Here is a 13,429-nt window from a genome sequence, read left to right as displayed (position 1 = left end):
CCGTCAAAACGACGGAATCGCTTTCAGATGCGCGCCGCCGTCGGCCTTGAAATAGGAGTTATCGGCCCCTACGTTCGATTTGACGATGTGGTAATACAACGTGCCGTACAAATGGTTGTCCGGATCGTCTACAAAACAGCGGTAGTTGAAATCGACCGGCTTCTGACCGCTGTTCACCTCGATGCCTACCTGTTCGATTTTCAAAAAAGCGTCTCCAACGCCGTGTCCGGCGAACTCCACGTTCAACGACGAAACGATGTTCGCGCAATTCTGGGCGTGGATCCGACCGAACCAGGCGGAATGATCCATTCTCGAAAAGACGAAAGCGTTGTCGCAGTTCCACGCCGACAGGTTGTTTCCGTTCGCATGTTCGGAAAAGACGAAGCCGAACCGGAAGGCGCTTTTGACACAGATATTCCGGAATTCCTGCTCCGGATTGCACCAGGTGCGCGGAGCGATGAATCCGGCCGAATAGTGCCCGTCCCCGGTCGGCGAGGTCAGCGCCATATTTCGGATCGACGAATAAATCAGGATATTATCGGTATATACGGTCGCCGCATAGGCCATGTTCACACCGGACAGGTACGGGTATTTTCCCGCTTCGGCTTTCACCTGGAACGCGAGATCCTGCAGCCTTACGAGCGCCTGGTTCAGCAGATAGAGATTGTCTCCGGCTCCGGCGGCCAGGACGGATACGGGGGCTTGCGCAGGATCGGCCTGCAACTCGCCGACCGCATCCGAAACCAGGACGGTGCCGTTTTTCCACACTTCGGCTTTATCCTCGGTCGTATGACTGGCATACGAGCACGGGGTAACGACGCTGCTTTCGCCCTGCAGCCGGATCATCACGTAATCGCGGCGGCCCGGACTTTGGCGGGGCTTCACGATCAGGTGGGCCCGCACTTTGCACGTATCCTGTAGCGTAGCGAGCCGGTACAGGCCGTTCGGGAAATAAACCGTACCGCCCCCGTGATCCACCGCATAATCCAGGGCGGACTGGATGGCGCGCGTATCGTCGGTCACGCCGTCGCCGACAGCTCCGAAATTTTTCACATCGTAAACCAGACCTCCGTCCGCCTTCATCGGATCGGTCGCGCCCGCCCGATTGCGATCCGCACGTCCGACGCAGGCGCACAGCAGGACGGCACAAGCAACGTAAAATATCCTTTTCATCCGTTTTATATTATTAATTTCAATTCAGACTCCTTTTACCTATTCGCCCAAACGTGTTAAAGATACGAATAACATCCGGATATTCAACACGAACCGTACGACAAGGCGGGAACATCCGAAGAGTTCCCGCCTTGTACGATAACATACGGGCAGGCCCGCTATTCGGCCTGATATTTCAACAGCAGCGAACTGCGCGGCTGGTCGAGCGTCAGCACGAACCCTTCGGCCAGTTCGCGGCCGCTCTTGGACACCGTTTCGCCGGTATCCTTATTCGTAATGGAATAAACCGCATCCGGATCGAGGCCCGACAACTTCACTGTGTGGGTCTTGTCGGGGCAGGCTTCCCGGCGGAACGCCACGACGAACCCGCTCTTATCGGACGGCCGGTAGAGCTGGTATGCCATCCAGATATTATCGCCGGTGATGTCGCCGGAACCGGTCAGCGGATAATAATCTTCGTAGAAATAGGGCCGCACTTCGCGGAACTCCTTCATGCAGTCCTGTATTTCGTAGAACGACGAGGAGCCGTTGGTGATCTTCCAGTTGTAAACGACCGAAGTGCCGAGGCTCGAACGGAACGTAAACTTGTCGGTCTTCTGCACGCCCGTGCCGTGCTGCGGCAGGTACATCTCCAGCCCGTAAGTATGGCACTGGTAGCCGACCGGTTCGCCGTAATTGTAGTCGGTACGCCACATCGGGGCGCTGCGCGAAGTGGCCTCGAGGTCGATCCGGCGGCCGCCGCTCGCGCAGTTGTCGACCAGCAGGCCCGGGAAACGCTGCCGCAGGTAATCCCAAAACGCGTACAGACCTTCTATATGCCGGATCTCACGGATTCCGGTACGGCCCGGTTCATCGTTCTTCTGCCAAAAGATATCCGGTTCCATGTTGAAATCCTGACGGTAATAGTCGATGCCGTTCTGCTCGATCAGTTCGCCGATCTGGTCGCAGAACCATTCGAGCGCCTTCGGGTTCCCCAGATCGAACAGGTAGGCATCCGTCCCGGCATCCAACATCCACTCGGGATGCTCCTCGGCCCACTGGGAGCCTTTGATAACCCGCTCGGGTTCGAACCATACCATAAACTTGGCCCCGACCTTGTGCGCTTCGTCGGAAACCGGCTTCAGTCCGTCGGGGAATTTCTCGCGATCGACCGTCCAGTTGCCCACCGTATTGGCCCAGTTCTTATGATTCTTGTAGTCGGCCGCCTGCGAATACCATCCGGCATCGAGCCAAAATACTTCCGGTACGATGTCGAACTGCTTGTAACGCCGGATCAGCGCGATCGCATAATCGGCTGTCAGGCAGGTGTATTCGTTGCATGGAGACGGGTCGCCATAGTTGAAACTCGACGATTCGGGGAAATGGGCGGGCTTGCCGTCCACCTTCGGCGTATGATGCGCCATCACGAACCGACGGAACCGGTTGTGTCCGACCATCCGGTCGTCGCCTTTCCAGAACAGCAGGCAGATGCTCGGCGTGCGGATCGACTCCTGCGGATAGAGGTACGTATCGAGGTATTTCATGCCCGAGGCCAACGTCACGCTGCGGTCGGTCTTACCGGCGATATCGGCGAACCACGTTCCCGTCCAGCCGACGGCCACCATCACGCCCTGCCCTGCGGGAGACTCGATGTTGAAGAACGGAAAAGCCACCTGCGACGAACGTCCGCCCTGCGGGGCCATGTACAGCGAATCGCCCGGCGCAAGCACCTTGGTGCGCTGGTGGAAATCGTGCTTCGAAACATGGCTTCCGTCGGCGTAATGCAGGATGAAATCGCCCTTTTGCGGGTATTCGAAATCGAGATCGACCACTTTGACCTGAGAAATGGACGCGGAATTGGCTTGCGAATCGTTCTTAAAATTCAAGACCCATTCGACCGCATCGAAATCGGTAAAACCTTTCACCCGGCATTCAACCTGAAGTCCGGTCGAACGATCCAGGTACGTATACAAGTATTCGACCGCCTCCGGTTCGTCGGATTCGACGCGGGCGGCCGTGTATTTCCACTTTTTCAGCAGCTCGCGGGACGGTTTTCCGTCGTAAACGAAGGAGAACGGAGGAATTTTCCCTTTGGCGAAATGCGTCTCGATCCAACGGGTCACATCGAACGGCTTATCGGTCATGGCGGATTTGGCTTGTCCGGAAACGAACTGCGGGAACACCGCCAGCGTAAGCAGTGAACAAACGAGCGCCCGGCATTTCGACCGGAATGTATGGATTGTATTTCGTATCATCGTTTTTAATTTTTAATGAATGCGGAAACTATTCGGCGGGTTTGTATTGCAGCAGCAACGAACTTTTCGGCTCGGCGAGCGTCAACTCGAAACCGGACGCCAGTTCCGCCCCGGTCTTGACGACCGACTCGCCGGTATCGCGGTTGCGCACGTCATAACGCTTCGCGGCATCCAGCCCCGACAATTTCACCGTAATGCTGCTGTCCGGATTGGCGGCGCGGCGGAATGCCACGACGATCCCCGTCCCATCCGACGGGCGGTTCAACTGGTAAGCCAGCCAGATATTGTCGCGGGTCAGGTCTTCGCAGCCCGTCAGCGGATAATAATCCTCGTAATAATAGTCGCGCACCTCCTGATACTCTTTCACGCGCTCCTGCATGTCGAGGAACGAAACGCCGGGCTCGGTGATCTTCCAATTGTAGATCAACGCGCTGCTGATACTCGACCGGAACGAATATTCGTCGGTCTGCAAGATCCCGGTTCCGTGGATCGGCAGGAAGAAATTCAGTCCGTAAGTGTGCCCCTGGTAGCCGTCCGGATCGTCGTAGTGGTAATAGTCGCTGCGCCACAGCGGTGCGCTGCGCGAGGTCGTCTCCAGGTCGAGCCGGCGGCCGCCGCTCGCGCAATTGTCGATCAGCAGGCCAGGGAACCGTTCCAGCAGGTAATCCCAAAATGCGTAAAGCCCTTCGACATGGCGGATCTCCTTCATGCCGGTACGCCCCGCCTCATCGTGCGCGGCCCAGTATTTATCGGGTTCCATATTGAAATCCTGGCGATAATAGTCGATGCCGTTTCGCTCGATCAGATCGCCGATATAACGGCACAGCCACTCGCGGGCCTCTTTGTTACCCAGGTCGAACAACAGGTAGGTTCCGTCGGGTTCCGACGGCAGGTCGAGCATCCAATCGGGGTGTTCGACGGCCCACTGCGTCCCTTTGATCACGCGCTCGGGTTCGAACCAGACCATAAATTTGGCTCCGGTCTCATGCACGGCGTCCGCAACGGGTTTCAGCCCGTCCGGAAAACGGGTCGTATCGACCGTCCAGTTACCGGTGGTATTGGCCCACGACTTGCCATCCTTGTAGTCGGCAGCGCCGGTATGCCATCCGGCGTCGAGCCAGAACACTTCCGGAACAAGTTCGAATTGTTTATAACGTTTGACCATCGCGATCGCCCAGTCGGCCGTCAGGCACGAATACTCGGTGCACGGAGCCGGATCGCGATAGTTGAATCCGCTGCACAGCGGATATTTCTGCATCTGCCCGTCCACCTTACGGGTATGGTGGGCGAGGACGAAACGGCGGAAACGGTTGTGGCCGGCCATCCGGTCGTCGCCGTTCCAAAACATCAGGCTGATGCTCGGCGTGCGGATCGACTCGTCGGGATGCAGGTACAACCGCATGGTTTTCATCCCTGAAACGAGCGTCGCGCCGCGGTCGCCGGTTTTGGTCAGATCGGCGTACCACATACCGGTCCATCCGATCCCCACCACTACGCCCTCTTTGCCCGACGGAGCCGTCAGGTTGAAGAACGGAAGGAAATCGCCCTGCGACGAACGCCCCCCTTCGGGCGCCATCCGAAACGGCTCGGTCGTACTCAGCACGGTCGTCCGGGGATGGAAATCCTCCTTCGAAATGTGGTTTCCGTCGGCATAGTACAGCGTGAAGTCGCCGGCGGCCGGCGCCTGCATATCGAGATCGACCACTTTCACTTGCTCGAGCACCCGCGAATCGCTTTTGCCCGTGTTGGTAAAGTGCAGCACCCATTCGACGGCATCGAACGCCGGAAAGCCGGTAACAAAACACTCCACCTTCAGCCCCGACGGACGTTCGGTATAAGTATAAAGGTATTTCACTACGTCCGGATCGTCGCCCGGCAGGCGTTTCATCGAATAATTCCAGCCGGGGAGCAGACTTTTAGACGATTTGTCGCCGTAAACGAATGAGAACGGCGGAACCTTTCCCCGCGCGAAGCGGGTTTCGATCCAGCGGGCGGCATCGACCTGCCCGGCGGACATTTTCATAGAAGCCTGACCGTGCGCGAACAACGGCAGGATGAGCATGATTAAAAAACTGTAACGGATTGCAGTTCGTTTCATCGGTTCGTTTGATTTCAGGATTTATGCTTTTGTTTTGATTTGTCCGGTCAGCCAGACCATATACAGCCAGGCGACGGCCAGCATGATGACGGCGGCCAGTTGCGTGGCGAACAGGTCGGTCACCACGCCGAGCAGCGGCGGCAACACCGCGCCGCCCGACACGCCGACGATCAGCAACGCCGAAACTTCGTTGGCTTTTTCGGGAACCCGTTTCAGCGACAGCGAGAAAATGATCGAGAACAGGTTCGCATAGCCCACGCCGAACACCGCAACGCATCCGAGGATAAACCACAGGTTCTCGCTCAGCAGCATCAGAACGAGTCCGAGCAGCGCGATGTAAGTGCTGTACGTAAAGAACTTGCTTTCGGAATACTTCATCAGCAAGATACCGCCGAGGAAAGCTCCGACCGTGCGGGCGAAGAAATAGACGCTATTGCCCATACCGGCGTCGGTCAGTTCCAGGCCGCACCGTTCCATCAGCAGTTTCGGGAACGTCATGTTCATGCCGACATCCACGCCGACCAGCACCAGGATACCGATAAAATAAGCCACGATCCGGCTGTCGCGCAGCAGGTCGAAAGTCGCCCGGAACGAAATATTAGTCGATTTCTCGCGGATGTCCCGGATCGGCGTCAACCACAGCCACAGCAATGCCACAAGCGAGGCGCCGGCATAGATCGGGAAGATCATCTTCCACCCGAAGAACGTCCCCGCGGCCCAGGCGGCCAGGATCGGACCGACGAACGAGCTGACGGCCTTGACGAACTGCCCGAGGGTCAGCGTTCCGGTCAGCTTGTCTTTGGTAACGACTTCCATCACCAGCGGATTCATCGACACCTGCAACAGCGTATTTCCGATTCCGATCAGCCCGAAGGCAATCAACACCGACGCGAAATCGTAAGCGATCAGAGGCATACACATCGCCAGCACATGGACGGCGAAACTCAGCAGCACGGTGTTTTTGCGCCCGATGCGGTTCATCAGCATCCCCGTCGGGATCGACAGCACCAGGAACCACAGGAAACACGACAACGAGATCATATTCACCACCGAGTCGCTCAGGCCCGCGAAATCGCTCTTGACATAACTGGTCGCAATGCCGACGATGTCGACGAAACCCATGATGAAAAATCCGAACATCACGGGCAATATTTTCAGCAACGAAGTTTTCGAATTCATTTGTTTTTGGTTTTAGGTTATCCGGCCCGTCGCCGGTTTATCGCTTCGCATCCGAAGCGTAAAAGATCGCGTCTTCGAGCGCTTCGATCAGAATGTGAATCACTTTGATATGGATCTCCTGGATGCGGTCGGAGTGCGGGGTGCGCGGAGCGCAGATCGCGACGTCGGCCAACTCGGAGAGCTTGTTCCCCCCTTTGGCGGTCAGCGCAACGACCTTCATACCGCAGGCTTTGGCCTTCTCGATCGCCATCACCACATTGCCCGAATTGCCGCTGGTACTGATTGCCAGCAGCACGTCGCCTTCGCGTCCGAACGCCTCGACCCAACGCGCAAAAATCTGGTCGAAACTGAAATCGTTGCCCACGCAGGTCATGTAAGCCGCGTCGTTGATCGCCATGGCCGGCAACGGACGGCGGTCGCCTCGGAAACGCCCGGTCAGCTCTTCGGCAAAATGCGCGGCATCGCACAGCGAGCCGCCGTTGCCGCAACTGATGATTTTACACCCTTTATCGAGCGCCTGTTTAAAAATTGCGACCGCCTTTTCCATCAGCACGGGCGTCTGCGGGTCCGAAATGAACTCGTGCAACGCCGTCTCCGCCTGATGCAAACTGTTTTCTATGATTCCCATAATTATTCCTTTATTAAATCCGCGGCTACCGAAAGCGCCGCATAATCACCGATCTGTTCGCCGAGCGCAGCCGGACGGATCGAACAAACCCGCCGGGCGTGCGACAGCGCCTCGCGCTCGATCTCCCGCAGCACGAAAGGCTCCATCATCTCCCGGTTGCGCGTATAAATGCCCCCGATAACGATCACCTCCGGATTGATCAGGTCGATTACGATCGCAAGCCCGCGGCCGAGGTACGTAGCCGAAATCCGGTAGATCTCAAGAGCCAGCTCGTCGCCGGCAGCGGCCGCATCAGCCACGTCCCGAGCCGTAATCTCATCCAGTTGTCCGGGCGCGCACCAGCTTACCCGTTGGCCCATCTGATGCTTTTCGCTCACTTTGAACCGCGCGAGCTGCGCGATCCCGCCGCCGCTGGCGAATCCTTCGAACGAACCGCACTTACCGTAGCCGACCGGGCCGAAATCCGACAGACGGATATGCCCCAGCTCGCCGGCGTTGTCGTTCGTTCCGGCATAGAGCTTCCCGTCGAGGATCAACCCTGCGCCGAGCCCCGTGCCGAAAGTCAGAAAAGCCATGTTCCGCGCACCGATGCCGGCCCCGAATTTCCATTCGGCCAACGCGCAGGCGTTCGCATCGTTATGAATCCCCGTGCGGATACCGAAACGATCGCCCAACAACTTGACGATCGGGATGTTGTCCCAGCCAGGCAAATTCGGCGGCGACATCACTACGCCGGTACGGCTGTCGAGCGGACCGCCGCAACTGACTCCGATCGCGGCCGTATTGCCGGCCGTCAATCCGTTCTTTCGCATCACATCGTCCACTGCGCGGACGATGTTGGCGATCGTCTCGTCGACACCGGTCGTCGCAAACCGGATCTTCTCCCGGATATGCAGCTCGAAACCTTCCTTTTGCCCGTAGGTCACCGCACATTTGGTTCCCCCGACATCCACTCCGATGATATTCGTTTTCATGTCAACCGACCGCTATTTATCTTTGTTCGTATACATTTTCGTCTTGTCGAGCCATCCCTTGTACTCTTTCAGCTTGTAGGGCGGTTCGCCGTACAGGAAGTGGTTGCTGCAACTTTCGCCGTTCGCATCGTAACGGATCTGCAACATTCCCTGTCCCTTCATCACGGGCAGGTTCGAAACGCACTGCCGCCCGTTGGGGCCGACATTGTAGCTGCCCTTGAACACTTCCTTGCCGGTCGCCACGTCGGTAACCGTCACCGTCCCTTCGGCCGGAAGGCGCGTATCGTTCACCGCAACCAGCGGATAGGCCCCGTCGACCGGATCGTTGATCAGCAGGCAGACGTTTTTCTGCACGTTCTGCAGGAAATAGTAAGCCAACTTTTTCGAACCGTAATAGTCGACCACGGCGTCCGAAATGATCGGCCAGCCGTCGCGCACATTCCACCAGATAATGCCCGTACGTTCGAACTTACGACTGCGCCACATCTCGACGAAATACTTCATCGCCTCGGCCTGTACCGACTGCGATGCGAAAACGAAATCGTCCAAATCGTCCGGAACCGATCCGAACAGAATGTTCACCTGATTCAGCATCAGATTGTTGCGATCCATCGTCGGCCCCCACGCCTCGTAGCGGCGGGTCGACTTGGTGATCCATTCGTCGTTCCATTTACGGCCTTCGGTCCACGGATAGACGCCCTGTTTGGTCATCATCTTCTCGATGCTGCTGCGGTTCGGACAGCCGTGATAGCCGATCTCGCTGACGAACGTGCAGGGAGCCGTCGTGTAGAACTTGTCTTTGTAATATCCCCGCGGTCCCCACAAGTGGTTTTCGGGCAGGTATTGTTCGAGGCTCCCCTTCTCCCACACGGCTTCGCTGTAATAGGGCGAGCTGGGCAGGTAAGGGCGCGTCGGATCGAACTCATAAAGGACTTCGGGAATCACATGGCGCGAAACCTGGTCGCGGTTCGGATCGAGATGGAACGGCTGCAAGCGGCTCCAGAACAGATTCGCATCGTCCTCGTTGTTACCGGCCCACAATGCGAGAGACGGATGGTTACGCAGTTTCAACACGACCGAGGTGACCTCCTCGCGAAGCTGATCCAGGAAATCGGCGCGCTGCGGATAGAACGAGCATCCCATCGCGAAATCCTGCCAAACCAGAATGCCGTTCTCGTCGCACAGGTCGAAGAAGCGGGTATCCTCGTAAACGTTCCCGCCCCAGCAACGCACCATGTTACAATTGGCGTCGGTCACCAATTTCATCGCGCTCTCGTACTGCGCCGCGTCGCGGCTGTGCAGCGCGTCGAGGGGAACCCAGTTCGTGCCGCGTACGAAAATTTTCTCGCCGTTGACGATAAAACAGAATTTTCCGCGCTCGTCGGGCAAATGAATATCGGAAAGATCGAGTTGCACGATACGCAGGCCGATCCGCTTGACATCCGTATCGAGCACCTGTCCGTCGGCGCCGATCAATTCGCCTTTGGCTTCGTACAGGGCCGGTTCTCCGTACCCCCGCGGCCACCACAGGTCGGCCTTTTCGAGGTTCACGACGATCCGTCCGGCATGCGCGAACAGCACTTGCTCGCCCCGGTAGGCTTCCTTGCCGTCACGCGTCAACGTAAAACGGACTTTCGCCTTGTCGTATTGATCGAAAGGCAGTCTCGTCTGGAAATCGACGAACAAACTCACGTTGCGCGAAGCCGTATCGACGTGCGTCGTCACCCAATTGACGTCGGTGAAACGCGCGGGATTGAGCGTGCGCAGTTCGACGCCGCGCCACAGTCCGGCGCTCACCAGACGGGGCATGATGTCCCAGCCGTACATGTGCGGCGCCTTGCGGATATAGACCGATTCTTCGGTCGCGAAATTACCCATGCTGAACGAGCCGAGCAGGTGATCCTGCGCGCCGAGCACAACCGGACGGATGATAACCTGTACCGTATTGCTGCCGCCCTGTTCGATCAGATCGGTCACGTCGAAACTGCGCTCGATCAGCATATCGGCCGACGAGCCCGCATGTTTGCCGTTGACCCAGACGTCGGCCAGGCAGTCGATCCCGCCGAACCAGAGTTCGGCGCGCTGTCCGGGCTCCAGTTTCGGAGCGTCGAACCGGCGCGTATAGCACCATTGATACCCCTCCCAGGCGCGCAGTTTGTTCACGTTGGCTCCGATCATCGGGTCGTCGATCAGGCCGGCGGCCAGCAGGTCGAGTTCGACGTTACCGGGCACCTTCGCAGGAATGGTTTTCACTTCGATCCCGGAGAGCGCCGCCGGATCGGTCACGGCTTTTTCGGGTTGGGGCCAGTAAGAGAGTTCCCACTCGCCGTCCAGCGAAACCGGAGCCGCCGGCGCAGTCGCGCCCGATGCGGACGCGACCGTCCCCAGCAACAACAACTGACTCAGACAAAATCCGAGTATTCGGTTCTTTTTCATCGTTTCGTTCTTTAAGTTTATCGTTTTTTAAAATTTGAATTCATGCACGCCGGCGGAAACCGGAATCTCTTTGTCCCCGACGATTACCGTCCCGGTCGTATTGACCGGAACATCGACGGTCAGCCGCACTTTTCCGCCGTCCCGCTTCCACTCGGAACGAATCGGGCCGTTGACCGAACGGTATTCGGCTTTCACCCAGTCGAGTCCCTCGACAAAATGGGGCCGGAAAAGAATGTGACGGAAACCGGGCTGCTGCGGATCGAAATTGATCCCGGCCAAGTCGTTATACATCCAGGCGCTGACATCGCCCAGGAACACGTGATTGATCGACGCGTCGCGGAACTCTTCGGAAAGCTGCCACGTTTCGGCCAGCGTCGTGAACCCGCGGTTGATCCACCCGCCCCACGACGGGCAGTCTTCCTGCGCCGCCATCCGGTACGCGAGGTCGGCATATCCGTATTTGGTCAACATCCGCAGCGCGAACTTGCTGCCGAGCATCCCGAAATCGAGGTGTCCGTTCGACGCTTCGACCGACTGTGCGAGCCGGTCGGCCACTCGCTGTTCGTACTGCTGCGGCACGAGCCCGAGCGCCAGCGCCGTCGCAAGGGCGGCCTGCGAACCGTTGGCATAGGTCGCGCTGTCGGCGTTGAAATATTTCTTATTGATCAATTCCTTAAGATTTTCCGCTTTTTTGGCATAGGCTGCTCCGTCGCGACCGGTCAGTTCCGCAAAACGCGTCATCAACGCCTGGTCGAGGTAATAGAAACAGGTGGTCGTGTAATCCGTCGGGGTCTGGGTCTTGTAGGGCACCCAATCGCCGATTCCGTAAGTCACCGTACCGTCCTGGTCTTCGCGCGCCTGCAAGTAACCCAGGTATTTTTCGCACACCGGGTACATTTTCTCGATCGCCCGCTTGTCGCCGTAATAGTCGTACAACGCATTCGGAATAATGAACATAGCCGCATCCCATACGGGGCCGATCCAGTCGGCGTAACCCCATCCCGAACTCGGGATAATCCCCGAGATGCTTCCGTCCTCGCGCTGGTTGTCGACGAAGTCGTCGAGCCATTTTTCATAGAAACGAATGCCGTCGAAGTTCAGCAGCGCCAGGTCGATCGAAATGTGCGCATCGGCCGTCCAACCGTTCTTTTCGCGCTGCGGGCAGTCGGTCGGGATGCTGTGCAGATTCGACAGGTAAGATTGGTTGGTGGCCTTCCAGATTTTGTTCATCAATTCGTTCGAGCAACTAAAAGTGCCGACCGGCTCGACAGCCGTATGCACGAACAAGGCCGTCAGACTCTCTTCGTTCAACTTCACGGGACGGTCGGATTTGACCTCGACATACTGGAAACCGTGATACGTAAAATCCGGCGTAAACGTCTCGACGCCTTCGCCCTTCAGCGTATAGGTATCGGTCTGGAAAGCGAGACCCGGCAACGGTTTGTAATAGATGTCGATATTCCCCATTTCGACGCGGCCGTTCGCTTTCTGCAATTCGCCGTGCTGCATCGTGATCTTCGTACCCTTCTCTCCCTGCACCGACAAACGGCATACTCCGGCCATGTTTTCGCCGAAATCGAAAACATACACCGTATCGCCGAACGATTTTACCGCAACCGGACGGATCTCGCGCGTCGCACGGATCGCCGGGGCGGTCTGCGCCACCAGCAGCGGCGACGGAGCCTCTATCTCGACGGCCGCGCTCCACGCCGCATCGTCGAAACCGGGTTCGTCCCAACCCGGAATCTCCAACCGGGCGTCATACGTATCGCCGCTGTAAATGTTGTTCTGCACGTACGGCCCGGTAGCCGTTTTCCACGTGCCGTCCGATGCGACGACCTGTTGCGAACCGTCCGCATAAACGATATGCAGCTCGCCGATCATCCGCGCCCGGTCGCGCCAGCGCGCGTTTTCGAAATCCCAGGTAGCGACCGGTGCGTCTTCGTTATAAAACCCGTTGCCGAGAACGGCCGAAAGCACGTTTTCGCCCGGAACGAGCAACCCGGTCACGTCATAGGTACCGTACAGGTTCCGTTTGTCGTAATGCGTATAACCCGGCTCAAGGCGGTTCGGCGTAACCGGCTTGCCGTTCAACCGCATCTTCCCGTAAGCCGCTGCGCTCATGTAAAGACGCGCGTCGCGTACCTCTCCGGTTACGTCGAACGATTTGCGCAGCATCGGCGCCGCAGCGAAGCGCTTGTCGTGTCCGTCGGTAATCCAGCGGGCCGTCCAGCCCGACAGGTCGGCCTGCGCCGTTTCGAAGCTGTCGACCGGCGACACGACGATCCGTCCGTCATCGCCCCAGGCCACCGCATTCCAATAATAACGGGTACGGGGCTCCAGCGGCTGCGGCGCGTCGTACTGCGCGAAACCGTTCACCGAAACGATCTCCGGAGAAGACCATACGTCGCCGTCGGCCAACGAATCGGCCAGCGCCGCTTTCGTCGAAGCGACGCGCACGCGGCAGCGCTGCTGCACGAAATCGTCGTCGCCCGTATAATTCCATGTAAACCGCGGCGGGGTATTCGCGCCGATTCCGATCGGGGAACTCATGTATTCGCACCGCATATCCGCGATTTCCGCCCGACGCTGCGCGCAGCCGGACAACAAAAACACCGTCAGCGCCGCCCCGGCGCAAACCGTATTTATCCGATATCCTGTCATAGTTTTTATTTTTAATTCCGGGGCATTCCGACCCGGATAAAAG

At 57.9% G+C, this 13,429-nt stretch carries 8 protein-coding genes; all 8 read right to left on the bottom strand.

Annotation, left to right across the window (positions count from 1 at the left end; translation table 11 throughout):
- Positions 1 to 3: 3 nt before the first annotated feature.
- Positions 4 to 1,173: a glycosyl hydrolase family 28-related protein gene (locus C1A08_RS07110; protein ID WP_101572363.1), complete on the bottom strand. Its 1,170-nt coding sequence runs from the start codon at positions 1,171 to 1,173 to the stop codon at positions 4 to 6.
- 158 nt (positions 1,174 to 1,331) lie between these two features.
- Complete coding sequence (locus C1A08_RS07105; RefSeq protein ID WP_180951537.1) at positions 1,332 to 3,407, bottom strand: alpha-galactosidase; 2,076 nt, start codon at positions 3,405 to 3,407, stop codon at positions 1,332 to 1,334.
- Between the two features lie 28 nt (positions 3,408 to 3,435).
- A complete protein-coding gene (locus C1A08_RS07100; protein WP_257937061.1) occupies positions 3,436 to 5,505 on the bottom strand; it encodes an alpha-galactosidase in 2,070 nt (689 codons plus the stop codon).
- A gap of 21 nt (positions 5,506 to 5,526) precedes the next feature.
- A complete protein-coding gene (locus C1A08_RS07095; protein ID WP_101572361.1) occupies positions 5,527 to 6,684 on the bottom strand; it encodes an MFS transporter in 1,158 nt (385 codons plus the stop codon).
- Between the two features lie 37 nt (positions 6,685 to 6,721).
- The gene (locus tag C1A08_RS07090) at positions 6,722 to 7,312 is read right to left on the bottom strand and encodes an SIS domain-containing protein (RefSeq protein ID WP_055205334.1); all 591 of its coding nucleotides are present in this window, start codon (positions 7,310 to 7,312) and stop codon (positions 6,722 to 6,724) included.
- A gap of 2 nt (positions 7,313 to 7,314) precedes the next feature.
- Positions 7,315 to 8,286 carry an ROK family protein gene (locus C1A08_RS07085; protein WP_055205333.1) on the bottom strand — a complete coding sequence of 324 codons (972 nt, stop codon included), beginning with the start codon at positions 8,284 to 8,286 and terminating at the stop codon, positions 7,315 to 7,317.
- Positions 8,287 to 8,298: 12 nt separating this feature from the next.
- Positions 8,299 to 10,722, bottom strand: coding sequence for a glycoside hydrolase family 2 protein (locus C1A08_RS07080; protein WP_101572359.1), 2,424 nt, complete (start codon positions 10,720 to 10,722; stop codon positions 8,299 to 8,301).
- A gap of 27 nt (positions 10,723 to 10,749) precedes the next feature.
- Positions 10,750 to 13,386, bottom strand: a complete 2,637-nt coding sequence (locus C1A08_RS07075; RefSeq protein WP_101572357.1) for a family 78 glycoside hydrolase catalytic domain — start codon at positions 13,384 to 13,386, stop codon at positions 10,750 to 10,752.
- Positions 13,387 to 13,429 lie beyond the last annotated feature (43 nt).

This window comes from Alistipes sp. cv1, assembly GCF_900240235.1.
Lineage (GTDB): Bacteria > Bacteroidota > Bacteroidia > Bacteroidales > Rikenellaceae > Alistipes_A > Alistipes_A hominis.
This window is presented reverse-complemented; position numbering and strand designations above follow the sequence as displayed.